Source organism: Streptococcus sp. HMSC067A03 (genome assembly GCF_001814295.1).
In the GTDB taxonomy this organism is placed as follows: Bacteria; Bacillota; Bacilli; order Lactobacillales; family Streptococcaceae; genus Streptococcus; species Streptococcus constellatus.
This window is the reverse complement of record NZ_KV815648.1, coordinates 1-16,628: the sequence shown is the minus strand read 5'-3', so window position 1 is coordinate 16,628 and position 16,628 is coordinate 1. Positions and strand designations below refer to the sequence as shown.

Annotated in this window: 12 protein-coding genes and 3 pseudogenes; 8 read left to right on the top strand and 7 right to left on the bottom strand. The window is 34.9% G+C overall.

The genetic code is table 11. The features are described 5' to 3' along the window. Window positions 1-36: 36 nt before the first annotated feature. The 4 genes and pseudogenes from HMPREF2963_RS03615 to wecB form a co-directional block, all read right to left on the bottom strand. On the bottom strand, window positions 37-1,140 hold the full coding sequence (locus HMPREF2963_RS03615; RefSeq protein WP_003070614.1) for a family 8 glycosyl hydrolase: 1,104 nt from the start codon (window positions 1,138-1,140) through the stop codon (window positions 37-39). A gap of 8 nt (window positions 1,141-1,148) precedes the next feature. Beyond that, complete coding sequence (locus tag HMPREF2963_RS03610; RefSeq protein WP_037598007.1) at window positions 1,149-2,459, bottom strand: glycosyltransferase family 2 protein; 1,311 nt, start codon at window positions 2,457-2,459, stop codon at window positions 1,149-1,151. Between the two features lie 143 nt (window positions 2,460-2,602). Further along, window positions 2,603-3,391, bottom strand: a complete 789-nt coding sequence (locus tag HMPREF2963_RS03605) for a hypothetical protein (protein WP_070668761.1) — start codon at window positions 3,389-3,391, stop codon at window positions 2,603-2,605. Between the two features lies 1 nt (window position 3,392). Then, window positions 3,393-4,541, bottom strand: a pseudogene (gene wecB / locus HMPREF2963_RS03600) (non-hydrolyzing UDP-N-acetylglucosamine 2-epimerase). A 434-nt stretch (window positions 4,542-4,975) separates the two neighbouring features. Between wecB and HMPREF2963_RS09655 the strand changes: the two are divergent. From HMPREF2963_RS09655 to HMPREF2963_RS03575, 5 genes and pseudogenes are all read left to right on the top strand, one after another. After that, window positions 4,976-5,550, top strand: a pseudogene (locus HMPREF2963_RS09655) (TetR/AcrR family transcriptional regulator). 846 nt (window positions 5,551-6,396) lie between these two features. After that, a complete protein-coding gene (locus tag HMPREF2963_RS03590; RefSeq protein ID WP_017649257.1) occupies window positions 6,397-6,990 on the top strand; it encodes a TetR/AcrR family transcriptional regulator in 594 nt (197 codons plus the stop codon). 4 nt (window positions 6,991-6,994) lie between these two features. Next, window positions 6,995-8,326 carry an MATE family efflux transporter gene (locus HMPREF2963_RS03585; protein ID WP_049481597.1) on the top strand — a complete coding sequence of 444 codons (1,332 nt, stop codon included), beginning with the start codon at window positions 6,995-6,997 and terminating at the stop codon, window positions 8,324-8,326. A 145-nt stretch (window positions 8,327-8,471) separates the two neighbouring features. Further along, window positions 8,472-8,660 carry a hypothetical protein gene (locus tag HMPREF2963_RS03580; protein ID WP_037598016.1) on the top strand — a complete coding sequence of 63 codons (189 nt, stop codon included), beginning with the start codon at window positions 8,472-8,474 and terminating at the stop codon, window positions 8,658-8,660. Further along, window positions 8,653-9,264, top strand: coding sequence for a Fic/DOC family protein (locus HMPREF2963_RS03575; protein WP_017649259.1), 612 nt, complete (start codon window positions 8,653-8,655; stop codon window positions 9,262-9,264). Before HMPREF2963_RS03580 ends, HMPREF2963_RS03575 begins: the two co-directional genes overlap by 8 nt. Window positions 9,265-9,419: 155 nt before the next feature. Here HMPREF2963_RS03575 and HMPREF2963_RS03570 read toward each other — a convergent pair whose 3' ends face one another. Next, the gene (locus tag HMPREF2963_RS03570) at window positions 9,420-10,160 is read right to left on the bottom strand and encodes a hypothetical protein (protein WP_070668758.1); all 741 of its coding nucleotides are present in this window, start codon (window positions 10,158-10,160) and stop codon (window positions 9,420-9,422) included. Window positions 10,161-10,168: 8 nt separating this feature from the next. Beyond that, a complete protein-coding gene (locus HMPREF2963_RS03565; protein WP_070668756.1) occupies window positions 10,169-13,252 on the bottom strand; it encodes an SEC10/PgrA surface exclusion domain-containing protein in 3,084 nt (1,027 codons plus the stop codon). Window positions 13,253-13,471: 219 nt separating this feature from the next. Here HMPREF2963_RS03565 and HMPREF2963_RS03560 point away from each other — a divergent pair, with 219 nt between their 5' ends. After that, on the top strand, window positions 13,472-13,819 hold the full coding sequence (locus HMPREF2963_RS03560; RefSeq protein WP_017649262.1) for a helix-turn-helix domain-containing protein: 348 nt from the start codon (window positions 13,472-13,474) through the stop codon (window positions 13,817-13,819). Window positions 13,820-14,017: 198 nt separating this feature from the next. Here the strand turns inward: HMPREF2963_RS03560 and HMPREF2963_RS03555 are convergent, their stop codons facing one another. Then, window positions 14,018-14,941, bottom strand: a complete 924-nt coding sequence (locus HMPREF2963_RS03555) for a hypothetical protein (protein WP_070668753.1) — start codon at window positions 14,939-14,941, stop codon at window positions 14,018-14,020. Between the two features lie 476 nt (window positions 14,942-15,417). Between HMPREF2963_RS03555 and HMPREF2963_RS03545 the strand changes: the two genes are divergently transcribed. Both HMPREF2963_RS03545 and HMPREF2963_RS03540 read left to right on the top strand, forming a co-directional pair. Further along, window positions 15,418-15,759, top strand: coding sequence for a hypothetical protein (locus tag HMPREF2963_RS03545; protein ID WP_070668747.1), 342 nt, complete (start codon window positions 15,418-15,420; stop codon window positions 15,757-15,759). Continuing rightward, window positions 15,752-16,628, top strand: a pseudogene (locus HMPREF2963_RS03540) (cell division protein FtsK); the annotation flags it as partial. The gene HMPREF2963_RS03545 and the pseudogene HMPREF2963_RS03540, both read left to right, overlap by 8 nt.

Genomic DNA, 16,628 nt, shown 5'->3' with positions numbered 1-16,628 from the left:
AAACTTCCTCGGATTTAATATTCGAGGAAGTTTGTTTTATAAAGCATCTAGCGCAACAAGAGTAATCATTGCTGCTTCATAATAATTTTCTTTTGACAAATCTTGCATAAAGATATATTTGTTCTGCTGAACCAGTTTGCGATATGCCGAATTTCGATTAGCCGCATAAAAAATTGGAGCACCAAAGCTGGCAGATTGATAATTATTTAGCGCTTTTCCTTTCAAAGTATAGCCTGCATAAAGAATCTCTTGTTTCATAAAGAAATTCATCATTTTATCTAAAATCTTCTGACTTTGTTTATCCTGACTTTGCGCTAAATTATAAGGTAAACGACAAGCATTGTAATAATAATCACCGTCATATTTAGAAGCGACCGACTTTTTCTCAACTGCACGAACCGTATTTGCCTCCACCCAAAGAAAATCTGGAAGTAGACCTGTTTTTGTTTTAGCACTCATCATTTCCAATTTAGATAGCATGTTTGATCTGATATTTAACCATTGCCTATTACCTGTCAACTTGTAAAAAGCTTGGAATTGAGCTGGAAGAACATCTGATGTTCGCATTAAACGATAGTATTTTGAGTCTGAAGTTGCCCAATTTCCAACCGTCAGCACTCCTGTTGTACTGTTATAATTATAAGTCAAAATATCCTTCAAAATTGCCTTGGCCTGCGCATTATAAACGGCAGCCTTTTGTGGCCATAGTTTAGCTGCTTGAATCAAAGCATATGCAATATAAAGATCGCCATCAGTTGCATTATTGGTTTCAGCTTTAACGATGCCATTCTTAACCGTTTGCCGCCATGACATCAGCTGCGTATTTTTTATACGATGTGCCAAATAATAATTGTACAAACGTTCAAAATCTTTCAGGCTAGCATTCCTTTGTTTTGCAGCTTCAACAGCAATCACCATTCCATAGCCTTGTGATTCAGACAAGACAACATCTTTTTTCTTATTGTTGGTTGTTTTTACATAAGCTTGATCTTTTTGTCGAACAACATAACCTTTTAACCATTGTTGAGAAATCTGACTTTTTAAATGACCTGTACTATTTATTCTGACATAAGTAAAAATCGCAGTTAATGTCAATAAAATACCAACTAGCCAAACATATCTTAAATTTGTTCTTTTCACGTTTCCTCCTATCCTGCAAATCGCTTTGTTTTAACCCATTTGGTTCCATCACGGTGGAAGAGTTTGTCCAATGTAACAGAAGTTACAGCATCAATTGAAACAATAATAAATAACTGCGAGTAAGTAAAATAAGATACCAATGCTAACCAAATCTGCTTAGAAGTTGCTTGACCAAATTGGGAAGCAAGAGAGATATTGATTTGTAAGAGATACAGCATAATCATCAAAAGCCAATTAAACAACATCAATTGCGCAATGTAAATATTACTTGAATCAAATGTAAAAGGAATATGAACACTTGGGACAAATAGATGAACAATAATAGCAATCACATTTGACAAAAGGACAATATCCGATAAAATAATCGCTGCATTAAACCAGAAGAAGACACAAGAATAGTAGGCTACCTCTAATTTCACGCGCCAATTGCTCTTGTCAAACAAATGCTTGAAATTTGAAATAACAACTTCATAATTTCCTTTAGCCCAACGTTTCCGCTGCATATAATAGCTTTTAACTGTCTCTGGTTCTTGTTGGAAAGCTTCAGAATTATAAGCCAAAGCAATCAATTTCCCACTTTGCATAATTTTAAAAGAAATATCAGTATCTTCTGTCAAGGCGCCATTTCGCCACCCACCAATACTTTTTACAAATTCCGTATTGATGATAAAATTTGTACCAGGAATACGACCAATTTTAAACATATGCCACATACCAACATGCTGAATTCGTTGCGTCACGACAATCTCTTGATTGATACAACGTGTTAAGAAATTTTGATTAGCATTTCGTGTCTTGTTTCGACCAAAAGAGGCCACATGGCGTTCAGGATCTTCCAACACTTTTTTAACAAGAAAATAAAGAGCATTTTTCTCTGGCATAGCATCCGCGTCATAAACACAGATATAATCGCCCTTAGCTATTTTCAAAGCATCATTTAACACACCCGCTTTCCCTCCGGTCCCTTTTCGATCGGTAATGGTAATATCTCTTGTAGCGTACTCTGACATCGCCTTTACGTTTAACATTTCTTGATAAGTATCATCTTCACAATTATCTGCAAATAAAAGCAATTCAACTTTATCATGAGGATAATTCATATCCAAAATAGCCCTTGCGGTTTGCGCAATGACCACATCTTCATTATGAGCTGGTACGACGATTGTGACCTTTGGATAATACTTTAAAGGACTAACATCTACTTTAAAATCACTATGTTTCAACCAAAAATGAACACCAGAACTCAAGGTTACTAGACTCCAAATTAAGGACAACCAAATGGATACCAAGGTTATAATCATAATCAACTGACTAATCATGGTTCACCGCCTTAAAGTTTTTATTTACTCTATTGTAAATGACTAAATAGCAAATAAATAATACAACGAAGCATAAAGTAAAAAAGATACTAATTGCTAATGCTACCCCGAAAAAAATATTGGTGATTGTCACAAATTTCCTCCTAATATTCTACAATAATGTCTGTTTCAAGTTGTCTGTCCAGATTTTTAACAAAATCATCAAAGTTTAAAAACTTTTCACAATTTTCTGAATCAATCAACAGATAGCCTGATTTATACTGCACTTCGTGCACACTTTTACTGGTTTTAAAGCGAAGCAAAGACAATTTAGCAAGCATATTGTGATGGAATATCTCTGCTGGAGATTGCCCTTCTCCCGAACATAAAATGAGAAAATTCCCATTTGAAAGATAATAAACAGCACCTGTTCCCTGCATACATTTCTTTAAAGTCACATAAATCCGCACCAACATCCAACGAAATTCTTTAGGATAAATTTGTTGAAAATAATCATTATGTGCCCAATGAACTAATAAAGCTTGTAAACTTTCTTCTCGCCCATCTTGAATAGCTTGTAAATGATGTTGATACATTTCCCTTACTTGCTCAGTATGATCCTTGACAATAGAAAGATAGGTTCGTCGGTGAACATTGACTTGTTGTGATATGCTTAAAATAAGCGGAAAGGTAATCAATAGTAGAAAACATTGATTTGTTGGTATATACACAACACCTGCAACCAAAAAAATTGTTGCCAATACACTGCTAAAGATCAGTAACCAAGTGAGCAGCATATCTGGTAAAAGAAATACACTCAAAACCGCAAGAACTATCAAAATAATTTCAATATTTAAAATACTGCTCGCAAAATAGAAACTATAACTAACAATTGCCAAGATAATCAAGATAAGTAAAGCAATTGTCCATTCCAGTTCTCTTTTTCGATACATCTTATTCTCCTATCACAAAATTTTCTGGTCTTTCTGCACGACCAAAGTAATACGCAATCGCTTCTACAATCTGCTCAGAAGCTCTACCATCACCGTATGGATTGCTAGCCTGAGACATTTGACGATAAACGATCTCGTCTGTCAATAACGTCTCTATGGCCTCGTGAATATTCTTACTTTCTGTTCCAACTAACTTCAATGTCCCAGCACTCACCCCCTCTGGTCTCTCTGTTGTATCACGCAACACAAGTACTGGTTTTCCTAAAGACGGTGCTTCTTCTTGGACACCGCCAGAATCAGACATAATGAAATAACTTCTTGCTGCAATATTATGAAAATCCACAACATCTAACGGTTCAATCAAATGAATCTGAGGATGATTACTCAAAATTGCCTATGCAACTTCTTGTACAGCTGGGCTTAAATGAACAGGATAGACGACCTCAACATCATCATATGCTTCAACCACTTGCCGCAAAGTACTAAATACACAACGCATTGGTTCTCCTTGATTTTCACGACGGTGCATAGTAACGAGAATGAGACGACGATTTGGCGCTATTTGTGCTAAAATATCATGATGATAATGCTCTTGAACAGTTAATTTCAAAGCATCAATCGCTGTATTCCCTGTAACAAATATGTTTTTCTCATCATGGTTTTCCTTAATGAGATTGACTTTACTTTGCATCGTTGGAGCAAAATAAAGATCTGTTACTGCATCTGTCATTTGGCGATTCATTTCTTCTGGAAATGGAGAATACTTCTCCCAGGTCCTCAAACCAGCTTCTACATGCCCAATTCGAACTTGGTTATAAAAGGCTGCCAAGTTTGCAGCAAATGTTGTCGTTGTATCGCCATGAACCAAAATGATGTCCGGCTTCATTTCTTTTACAAGTTTATCCAACTTAGCCAAAATTTTTACAGTAATATCCGTTAATGTTTGCTGCTTTCCCATGATATTCAAATCAATATCTGGTTCAATATTAAATGTTTGTAATACTTGATCTAACATTTGTCGATGTTGTGCAGTCACAACTGTCATAGTTTCAAATTTCTCTGATTGTTTTTTCAATTGAAGAATAAGTGGAGCCATCTTGATAGCTTCAGGTCTTGTACCAAAAACGACCATTACCTTTATTTTTTTCACGTTTTCCTCCTTATAACAGAATGACACAAATAAAAACGCCTAGCTAAAATAAGACAGCCACCCCCTACTATACACTAATATTGTACCGCTTTAAATTTATACCGTCAATATTTTAGCATATAGTTTTTATGATTTTAATCTATTCTCCATGTAAAATATCACATAGCTATTAAGATTTTCATAACAGTAGGATGCTCATGGGCTAAAAATTGCACATTTGCTATTACATCATAATTAAACTATTTTATCAATCTTTTTGCTTAGCTTTTACGACATCGTTTATAAATATCAACTATCTTTCACATTGTATAAACAGATATTAAATATTTTGTATTTATTAAATGCTATAAAATTATTCTAACAATTCCACAGTTTTTTATTGAAATCTTTTTCTATTTTCTTTATACTAAAAAAGAAATAAGAGGTATTTTCATATGGTGAAAGGTAATAAACAAAAAATTTTAGACGCCTTCTACGATTTAGCGATGCTAAATCCTGATGAAACTAATCTTTCGATGAGCGAGCTCGCCAAGAAAGCTGGTATTTCACGTCAAGCAATCTACAAACATCATTTTCACAATATTGATGATATCATTGCATTTATTCATGATAGTATCGATAAACCTGTTTACGAGACATTTTAGAATATAGTACATTGACAAATAAAGACCCCTTTCTTTTCATTGCAGATAAAATTTTTCCTATCCTTTATGAAAATAGAAAATGGCTAAAGATGCTGTATTCTAGCTCAATGGACCCTCATTGGACCAATTATTTAAAAAAGATTTACACAAAATGGGCGCTTGAAAATATCAAACCGAATCAATCACTTATTGATTTACCAGATGACTTTATCATCTCCCTACTGGTTCATTATGTGATTGCCAACATTGAAGTGTGGATAACCCAAGAAAATCCACTCCCACCACAAATCTTCAAAGAAAAATTTTTAACCCTCGTTCACACCTCAATTGATCAATACATATCGTCAGAGAAAACTGAAAACTAACTATCACAAAAGAGACTGAGCAAACAGTTCAGTCTCTTCATTTTAGACTAACTCTAATACATTGAAATAATAGTTGAGGTGAGTTTCTCAAAAAATGCACTAAAAAACACCCAATGAGGTAAACATTGGGTGTTTGTAATCGTTGCTGTAAAGCCGTTCTTAACGTTTTGAGAATTGTGAAGCTTTACGAGCTTTCTTAAGACCTGGTTTGAACAGAGTTAGTTTTAATAAATTTCAAAACCCTTTAAAATCAGCGCTTTCCCCTATTTACAGAAAGCGAATTTTCATCTAATTTTAACTAATTTGATTTGAATGGTGTGAATTTTACCCCACAAATACACGAATTGAGCTGCTAAATACCAAAATTCACACCATTATTGTTTAAAAAACAAAGCAAGTGATTTTCTAACAGTCACTTGCTTTTTGTATCAATGATTTTCTACAAAATCTAAAATATCTTCATAGGTTAATAAGGAAACAATCTATTCAACAGTTAAATGAAGTGTTTTTTATTTTTGATATACGATAAATCATGTTTTCTAAATATCATAGGGTTTGTTATTTAAAATATATTTGTGATAAGGTTTATGTAATGCAGGATGGAGTTTTAATTAGTGATGATAAATTTGTAGTTAGGGGTGAAAATATTGCTTTTCAAAAAAGAAACTTTTGCCTAAAATTCAAATGAAACATTGGAATTTCTAAATCTTAGTTATTATATAAAGACGCTTAACCTTTCTTTATGGGGAAATATTATATTAGAGCTTGCCTATTTGAGATATTGACAATTTTGGTTAGTTAATGTTAAGATATACCTACCGACATGTATATCGGTAAGGAGGATAAATGAAAAGAGAACGGCTAACAGCAAATGAAAGAAAATTAGAAATACAGAATATTGCATTGGAAGTTTTTACAATAAAGGGATATAAAAACACAAGTATGCATGATTTAGTACAAGCTACCGGACTATCCGCAGGAGGATTGTATCATCATTATAAAAGTACATCTGAAATTCTTTACGACATGATGATCCGAGGTTGTAAATATAGGGAAGATATTATTAAAAAAAAGATATCTGAAATTCCAAAACCTTTAGGTATAGAGGTGTTAGCTGAACTAATTGTTGATAAGGCACTTTCCAGCAATACATTTGTTCCAATATATGTTATGTTCTTGCAGTCGATGCAGGAAGATGAAACCTTACAACAACTTTATAAAGATATAAGGGATAGTAATATAAGGGATTTTGAGCAAATGTTAGAGGAAAACGGATGTTTGAAGATTTCTAAAGAATCTTGGAGTCTACTCAATGATTTGGTTAATACTTTCATTTTAGGTTGTGAGACATTAGGAATCAGGGAACATTTAATTTCACAACGTCACATTCTTAAAAAAATGATAATTGACGTTCTAATAGAAAACAGAGAAGAGGTGTAATTGTATGAATAAAAATAGTAAAGAGCTGTTAACAGAGCAGCCATTACAAATATTAATTAAGCTATCATTACCTGCGATATTAGGAATGATTGTTATTGGCTTATATCCGCTAATGGATGGTATTTTTGCGGGTCAAATACTTGGTGAAAAAGCCATGACGGCAGTAGGCATTGCTACCCCATTTACCTACATCAATACTGGGATTGCTACTTTGATTGGTGTAGGGTCGGCATCTCTACTTTCCAGAGCAATTGGAGAAGGAAATCAAAGAACCATTGACAAAGTTATGGGGAATCTTTGCTTTTGGGTTTTGTTATTGTCAACAATAGTTACAATATTAGGTATTTTATTTTGCGGACAGCTTCTTATGGTATTTGGAGCTAAGGGAGAACTTTTAGATCTTTCTACTCGTTATTTACGAATTATTTTTCTTGGATCCCTATTTGTGAATTTTGCACAGGCAGCTAATATGGTAATGCGTGGTGAAGGGTTAATGAAACGAGCCATGTTAATTATGTCATTGGGAGCAGGAATAAATATAGTATTAGATCCGGTTTTAATGATAATGTTTAAAGAACATGGAGTCGAGGGAGCTGCTATTGCTACAGTAACAGCACAATTTATTCAAGCAGTATTTACGCTTTGGTATTTTAAGAAAAAAAGTGAAACTGTAAAAATTGGTTTGATGAGAAAAGAAAAGGAAATAACAGGAGAGATGTTTTCGGTAGGAGTTTCTGCTATGCTTATGCAGGTGCTTACTATTATTCAACAGAGCTTTCTTTATAGTCAGGCATTTCGATATGGAGGAGAAACTTCAGCAGCCATTATGGCAGTATCATTAAGAATACAAGCTTTTTCTTTCATTCCGCTATGGGGAATGAGTCAAGGATTACAACCCGCTATTGGTGCCAATTTCGGAGCGAAGCAATATAATAGGGTGAAAAAAATATTTAATGTTTTTACTATTAGTTCAATCGTATTGGCAGCTTGTTTTTGGATACCAGCAGAAGGATTTGCTAAACAGATTCTTAATTTATTTGGATTGTCTGATGAAACACTACTTTTAGCGGTTCCAAACTTTCGTATAATGTATAGTATTTTCATTGTTTATGGGATAATGATTATGATTATGACATTTTTCCAAGCGATTGGAGATGGTAAAACAGCTGGTATTCTAGTTATGTTAAGGCAAGTGATTTTATTTATTCCAACTATGATTTTCCTTCCGCACATATTTGGAGCACAAAGTATTTGGTATGTTATACCTATAGTTGATGGCATTGTTATATTATTGGGATTGCAGAGATATTTTACAACAGTTAAGAAAATGAAATAGCTAATAAATTATGTAGAAGAGCAGCAAATCGAAAGGTTTACTGTTTTTTCTTGTTTATTATAAAAAGAAAGGAATCTCTATTCCTTAATGTGAGCATACCGAATTTATGATATAATAATAGTAGCACTATACAAGGAGGTTTACCGTGACTCTTGATGTAAATAAAGATAAATTAACAATTTTAGGGATTCCCTTTGATAACTTTTCAGATTTTGATACCGTCTGGTATGCTATTGGGTCATCAATGATTGAAAATTATGAACCTACCGTTCAAGATGTGATTGATTTAAAAACTTATGTTATCAACAGACGAAAGGAATTGAATATTGGTTAAAAATCAATACGAAGGCTATGAGTACATTGACCCTAATCACCAATATACCTATCCAAATTCTACAGTCTTAATCAACAAACAAAATATCACAAACGTTGAAGAAGCCTATCGGAATGAGCATTTATTCGTTACTAGAAGGCTTGCAGACTTGCGCTTGAAACCTATTGAAGTCTGTTCTATTAGTGATATTTTAGCCATTCATAAATATTTGTTTCAAGATGTCTATGCTTGGGCGGGACAATATCGCAAGGTGAATATCTCGAAAAGTGGTAATCCTTTTATGCCAATACAATCTTTTAGTACTGCTAAAGCCTATATAAACCACCTTATTCATACCTATTATCAAACTGCTAATTCAAAAGATGAGATTATTAAACAATTAGCAAAAATTCTTGATAATCTTAATTACTTTCATCCTTTTCGAGAAGGGAATGGACGAACTCAACGAGAAGTCATTCGTTCCTTAGCACTATCAAAAGGGTATTCTGCACAAATACGAGTGGAACAAGATGATGAAGTTTACAACCTTTATATGGATGGAACAGTCTATGGAGATTTAGGAAAATTAGAAGAACTACTTTGTAAAATATTGATAGAAATTTAAGAAATAATTGTTTAACATCATAGGCTACAATGATATATTAAAAATTCTCAACTGCACAAAAATGAATACGGGCAATTTTTAGTTATTACCATATAGTTCTGTGGCAACTTCAAAATTTAAAAAAGCAAGAATCAATGACGATTCTTGCTTTTTATCTAGTCTACTTTAACTCCTTTTGTATTAGGAGAATCCATAACAATATGACCAGACGTTCTTGTAATTAAATGAGTTGACGATTTCCCACTGTTAGAGTCATATGTATAAAAAGTAATATATTGACTATCAAAGATAGTTGCCTTTCCGACACTATTAAACCTATGATAACCACGTAAATCAAGTGGAGTGTCTCGTGGCAATGCATGCCAATAGTCAGACCTTACATATTCAAATTCTTTACTAATAGTTTCATTACCAGAAGCATCTGTCTTAATGTTTACTTTCAAATCTTGATTCATTGCATCCTTACCAATATATTTCTGCGCTGTTGCAAGTGAAGCTTGCCCATCAGGATTAGTAGTTCCCTTTAAAGATGTAATCCAATCTTGTTTGACTTGTTCATACCATTTTGGAAGCTGTTTTAAGATTTCTTTGTCAGACATTTTGCTGATATCTCCAAGTTTTAAACTCCTTGGTACGGAGTAAATTTTAACCTTACCTTTATTCACCAACCAAATAGCAGATATTTCTGCATTTTTATCTACTTTTAAAACATCATACCATAATTCATTTTTTGCTGTCTTAAAATGTTCATAAATACCAACTGGTTTTTTAAATTCATTTGTTGCTGATTTTTCTGTCTTTTGAGCAGTTTCTGATTGTTTTTGTATCGTGGAGCAAGCACTCAATATCGTTACTACAGATAAAGCTAAACAGATTACTTTTACAATTTTTTTCATATACTCCCTTATCCTCTTCTTCCCTGTTTTCTACGTACACCAAAGCTAAGACTTGCTAAGATTCCCATACCTATCAATGCCAGCCATGAACCTTTTTCTCCAGTTTGTGGGAGTTGTTTGTCAGCTCGGCTATAAATATAGCTTGAGTGAATGGTTGGGCGAATCTTTTTGCTTGTGGTCATTGGTTTAACAGCTTGACGCATTGAAAGAGCTTGTGCTTTTTCTTCTGCTGTTTTCTTAGAAGCAACCCACTCCTCATAAGCCTTTTTCACCGCCTCATACTGGCTATTTGCATCCCGTTGGTCTTTCAACAGTTCTGCCAGTTTACCACGCTCTACATTCACTTTAGCAACGGCTTCCTTATGTTTCGCACTTGCTTCCAATTGTTTTGATACCGCTTCACCAAGCAACTTATCCGCATTCTTATACATGGCCAGCAAGTTTTGTTGATCGTTCAACTTACTTTCAAGCGCTCTCGCTTCCGCCACCAATTTAGCTTCCATGTTCTTCGCAGCTGCCACCGCTTGTTCAGCGGCTACCAATTTGGCATCTTCACTCGCTTTGCTTGCTTTCAGGGTTGCTAAGTTGTTTTCAGCTGCCGTCAAGGCTTGTTCTGCGGTACGAAGTGCCGCTTGTTTTTCTTTGATAGATGCGTTCAAGTTGGCAACCGCTTTGTCTGCCGCATCTTTACGAGCTTGTGCATCCTTGCGAGCAGTCGTTGCTTTTTCTAAGGCTTCATTAGCCGCTGGTGTAGCGTCTTTCACCCCGGTGAGTGCTGCCAATTTGGCTTTGGTAGCGTTGAGCATCTGTTGCGCTTCCATTGCTTTGCTTTCTGCTTCACGAAGGGCGGTCGCAGCCTTTTGAGCCGCTTCTTCTTTAGCAGCTAAGACCGCTTGCGCTTTTTGCAATGCAACTTGTTTTTCTTGAATTGATGCGTTGAGGTTGGTAACCGCTTTGTCTGCACTCGCTTTGCGGGTTTCTGCGCTAGTACGCGTTGCAACGGCTGCACGGTGTGCCATTTCAGCGCTAGGTGTTTGGAGCGCTTGGTTGCGTACAGTAGCCAATTCGCTTTGTGTCGTGCTCAGCGCTTGATGAGCTGCATCAAAAGCAGCTTGTTTAGCAGTCAGAACCCCATTGGCTTCATTGAAGGCTGTGAGTGCTGCTTGAAAATCACTTTCGGCTTGAGCCAAGTCTTTTTCCAATTGCGTTGTGTCATATGGGTCTGGTAGGGCTTGACCGGCATATTTATCACTGAATCCCACATAGTGCATGCGACCAAGTCCGTTTGGGGTCACACTGGATGCGACACCGATGACATCATCGTAATCACCAAAACGAAGCATATTTTTAGTATGACCATAATCGCTATGATAGTCGTTTACTAACATTTGCATAATTGAGCTAAGAATGTAACGATACATTTCAGTCATGGTCGTGGTGCGAGAAGACATAGAACTGATGTTTTCGCTACCCCATGTTAGTTTTGATGAAGCTGTTTCACCAGCAGCCAGTGCTGTATGGCTGTGACCAGATGACCATGGTTTGTTTTCTTTTGCGTAAGCTTCGGCAACCTTTTGTACATAATCAATGGCAGCTTCTGTTGTGTAAGTTCTAGCTTTTTCACTCCAGAATTGACGACGAAGATTAGTTACGATATGTGCATAATATTGTGTCAAAGCTTTTGCTTGTTCACGAGTTAGGTGTGCTGGATCAACTGTTGATGTATCAATTGGTACATTTCCATTGTATTGTGGGTCACTATAACGTGGATCTGGATCTTCCATCCATCGACCAAATGCCGCTTCAAGAACCTCTTTATCAGATTCGTTTTGATCAGAATCCAAATACTTCTTATAAGCATCAATCACATATTGTGGTACGGTGATCGTCGATAACTTCTTCTTAGCATCCAATTCTTTCTGTAAAGCATCACGTTTGGCTTCGGCTGCTTCTTTGGCTGCTTTCTTGGCTTCGGCATTTTTCTTGGCTTCCGCAAGGGCATTTTCGGCGTCCGTTTTAGCTACAGCTTGTTCTGCTTCTTTTGTGGTTAAGTCTTTGATTTTGGCATCACGATCGGCGTCTGCTTTCTTGGCTTCGTCCAATTTTTGAGCGGCTTCCACTTCTTTGGTTTTGGCGTCAGAAAGAGCCTTCTCAGCGGCTTTTTGTTCATCCAAGACCTTTTGGGCACCCGTCCCGTCAAGGGCTGCCTGAGCTGTTTCTACTGCCTTTTTAGCGGTGCTAACGTCCGCTTTAGCTGCGCTATCGGCTGCCTTTTTCGCAGCAGCATCGGTTGCGGTGTCGGTTGCCGTTTTGCTTTGAGTGGTTGCTTGGTTTTTCAAGTCCTTGATTTGGGCATGACGTTCGGCATCTGCCTTTTTAGCGGCTGCCAATTTTTGAGTAGCATCGCTTTCTGCCTTTTTGGCATCTTCTAAGCTTTTATTGGCTGCTTTTTGTTCATCAAGAGCTTTTTGTTCCCCGGTGCCATCGAGCGCTGCTTTGGCGGTATCGACACCTTTTTTAGCCGTATCAACTGCTTTTTGTCCAGCTTCTACCCCTTTTTGGGCTTGTTCTACCGCTTGTTTTTGGGTAGTAGCCGCGTCAGTCGCTTTTTGTGTGGCATTAGCTGCGGTATCACTTGCTTTTTGATTTTGTGCAATCTCTTTTTGCGTATCAGTTACGCCTTTTTCCGCTTGGGCAATCGCATCTGGTGTAGCGGCAGCCTTATTCTTTTCCGCTTCGGCTACTTTTGCGGTAGCATCTTCAACAGCCTTTTGGCTGTTCGCTTCAATTTGAGCACTTTCAGCTACTTTCCCGGCTTGGTCGGTCACCGCTTGATCCGCTTGTTGTTTGACACTGTGCGCTTCCTCAACCGTCTTCTCTGTTGGGGTGGTGGTGACCGCAGCACCATCCTTTGTCAATAGAACACCCTCTAAGACTTTAATATTGTGCGCCTTGGGTGCTGTTACATCAGAAGACAGAGTAGTTGACGGTTTGGTCAATTCTTCTGCCTGAACAGTTGCCCCACTAGCTACACCAAACGCGGCTAGTGCTATAGCCCCTGTTGCTGTACCTTTAATAACCTTGTTTCCCATAGTTCCTCCTGTTTTTTAACTTTTAGGAAGGCTTGACTACAAAGTCAAGCCTTGTTATATGTAGTATAACAAGCGTTTTTGTCAAGTATTTAGCACTTGTTTAGAACTATTTTAACACAAAATTAGTCTACAGGCAATATATTAGATATTTTTAGCTTGTATACTGGTTATTTTGTACTTGTAAACTCTGTATCATATTTTATATACGAGGTTATCATTATGACAAAATTTTATTTACGGCAGTACATAGGAAAAAGAGTACGAACTTTACGAAAAATCAAATCAATGAGTCAGCAAGCTTTAAGTGAAAAAGCAGATGTTGGAACGGATTATATTTCAAATTTAGAAACGAAAGGCTCTAACATCAAAATAGATACGCTTGAGAAAATTTTGACTGCATTAGATTCTAATACGGTAGAATTTTTCGAAAGTCAGGTTAATACAGAAAATAAAGAACTTCAAACATTAGTTGATGATTTGCTTGAATTACCCTCATCTGAACAAAAACAACTATTAACTGCCTTTCAAATTCTTATAGAAACTGTAAAAGACAAAGGAAAATCTTAATTTTTTATTTATTCCTTACTTTTATAATGACTTAATTAATGAAGATGAATTAAAATCCGATAAGTTTTTATGTGAACTTATCGGATTTTTTATATTGAATATATTTTTATGTTCATTGTCTCTAAATTATCTTTTTGAATAAAGTAATTTATGTTACTATCTTTTGACTATGATTAGATAGAGATACTTTTTACTTCTCTAATATATATAATATGAATAATCATTTAGCTGTTCATTAAGCTCATTTAACTTATCACCAGTGATATCATCAGATATAAGGCTTAATCGTTTTTTTAAATCTTTTTCCAACTCATCTTCATAAAACTTTTTCTTAGTTAATTTTGTATAGTTAGCAAATAAACATTTAACTTGCAACTCTAACTTCTTAGCTTCAAGTTCTTTTTTTAAATAAATTTCTCTTGGTGTTTTATTAAAATATACTTCAGAACGATTAAACAAATTGTTTTTAATATCGTTAATCTCTTTCTCGTATTCTTTCTTACCAGTTTCAAAATTATTGTCACATAACTCAATTAATCTCTGTGAAACCCTATTTTCCGTATTGCTTACACAATATTCATACACATCAGATTTTAACTTTTTTCGATTCTCGCTTAATAGTTCAAAGGAATCTATTTGTTGCATAAATGCTATTTTCATTTGAAATAGAAATTCATCAAAATTCTGTCTAACATAATTATTAAACTGTTCTTCCACATCATTTAGGACCGAATCATTCAACTTCAAGTAACGCTTTTCACTATTAGATAAAGGATTATTTTTCCATCCCAAAAAATTCTTAATATCTTCTTCGTATAATTGATTATAGCGCTTTATATTACTATCTTTTGCCTTCTGTATCTCTGGTGGAATAAAATAATCATCTTTCTTCAACTCATTTATAGAATCAATGTCTAATATTATGTTTGTTTTCCTTTCAATATTCTTTATAAGAACTTGATAAAATAGATCTTCGTTAATATATTGTTTTCGTCCTCTTGTTTCAACTTTATTCTTAGATATGTTTTTTATCCACCTATTTACAGTTGATTTATGGACCGTAATACCAGTTAATTTTTTAAATATTTTTATTAAATCATCATTTGTATATTTTTTTATCATATTTCCTCCTTGAAAAACGCATTTTATTTTTTTAAAAAATAAAAGAAAAAACGCAACACAAATCATAGATAAATCTTTATTATATAGGCGCTTTATCCTTTTTAATATTATATCAATTAAACTGCAAAAACGCAATTCGTGTTATATAATTAAAACATATTAAACGAGAAAATCGTCTAATAAATAAAAAAGAAAGGCATTCCATACTAAAGTTATGAATAATAAAGTTACAAAATTTGTAATATGGATTCAAACTAAATCTAATTACAATGAATTTCAATATTTCGAAAAATTGTATCGATTGCATCAGGCTATATTAGTAGATTATAACAATTATGTCAAATGTCAGTATCTAACTGATAATCTGCCTTCCAAGTGGCATTTCTTGGTTAATTATTTACAAAATTATGATACATATTTGTTTTATTCTTTAATAGCAGTTTTAGAACAAGCACAAATGAAAGGGGGTGAGGAAAATGGCTAAAACAAATTGGATTAAAAATTTAGAAGAAGTTCTCAAGCAAAAAACGCAACCCAAGGTAATGGTCAGTGAAAAGACTGGTAACGAATACACAACCGATGTTGTCCCTGTTCTCAATGTTCTTTCTACTGGTTCTATTGAAGAAGTAGGTAATAAATTTAAGTATTCAGTAGTTGATACTAACAATGATTTAGAATACACAATTAAAGCACCGAATCAAGTGGAAGTAAAATTTGGTACTGTTCTTCAATTCCGCAATGTCCGCGGTGGTGCAACCAATAACGGCATTGGTTGGTATGCGGCTGATTCTGTTAGCGTGGTTCAACGTAATGCGTAAATACAGAAGAATCAAACGACAATCAAACAGTAAATTTCAAGGTTATCAATTTTCTTTGATAACTTTGATGTTTTCTGTTATGTGTTATCTTGTTTGTATACTAGCTCTGAATTCTCATCTTTTTATTTCAAAATTCTTTGAGAAGCCATCATTATTCTTTTTGACTTGCACTCTGTTATTAATCGCTTTATCTATCTATACATATCTTAAACGTGAAGAAGTATCAACAATTTCTATACCTTCCATGTCTATTCAATCCCAAAAGCTAGCAAAAAAACTAAAGCGATTGTTTAACGATAAACAAATTACAGATGTACTCAAACTATCGAATTCAACACGTTTTGGCGATGAAATGCCTGATGTGCATGTTTGGATTAATCCTGATCTATCTGAGGGCTATATTGCCATTGAAAATATAGCCAACTGGGAACGAGCTGATCGCGAAAAATTTGAGCAACGGGTTTCTGGAATCCTTTCAGGTAAGTTTCAAAAATACGCTGTTGTCAGTTCTGAATTAACTGAAGGTGATAGCTTTATATTATTCTATTTTGAAGATACTCTGACCTCACAACGATTGATAGCAAAAGATGATACTGATTCGTTAAAAGAGTTTATCAGTGAAGATAAACATGCTATTAGATTGGCTAAAAATCTGATTTGGCACAGTGATATTTCACCACATTTTTCAATTATAGCAAGGACACGTGCGGGAAAATCAGTTTTCGCTGGACGATATATGGCAAGATTAATGTTACAGCAAGGCTGGATAGTAGAATATAATTCAGCTAAATATGATCGATATGTTAAAGAATTTAGCGGAGTATCAGACCCTATAAAGATTGTAGAACGTGCTGAATATTGGTGCTCCG

Excerpts from the sequence above, each read along its gene's own strand:
- HMPREF2963_RS03545 (WP_070668747.1), top strand. The coding sequence starts at position 15,418 with ATGGCTAAAACAAATTGGATTAAAAATTTAGAAGAAGTTCTCAAGCAA.
- HMPREF2963_RS03565 (WP_070668756.1), bottom strand. The coding sequence starts at position 13,252 with ATGGGAAACAAGGTTATTAAAGGTACAGCAACAGGGGCTATAGCACTA.
- HMPREF2963_RS03590 (WP_017649257.1), top strand. The coding sequence starts at position 6,397 with ATGAAAAGAGAACGGCTAACAGCAAATGAAAGAAAATTAGAAATACAG.
- HMPREF2963_RS03610 (WP_037598007.1), bottom strand. The coding sequence starts at position 2,459 with ATGATTAGTCAGTTGATTATGATTATAACCTTGGTATCCATTTGGTTG.
- HMPREF2963_RS03605 (WP_070668761.1), bottom strand. The coding sequence starts at position 3,391 with ATGTATCGAAAAAGAGAACTGGAATGGACAATTGCTTTACTTATCTTG.
- HMPREF2963_RS03585 (WP_049481597.1), top strand. The coding sequence starts at position 6,995 with ATGAATAAAAATAGTAAAGAGCTGTTAACAGAGCAGCCATTACAAATA.
- HMPREF2963_RS03560 (WP_017649262.1), top strand. The coding sequence starts at position 13,472 with ATGACAAAATTTTATTTACGGCAGTACATAGGAAAAAGAGTACGAACT.
- HMPREF2963_RS03555 (WP_070668753.1), bottom strand. The coding sequence starts at position 14,941 with ATGATAAAAAAATATACAAATGATGATTTAATAAAAATATTTAAAAAA.
- HMPREF2963_RS03570 (WP_070668758.1), bottom strand. The coding sequence starts at position 10,160 with ATGAAAAAAATTGTAAAAGTAATCTGTTTAGCTTTATCTGTAGTAACG.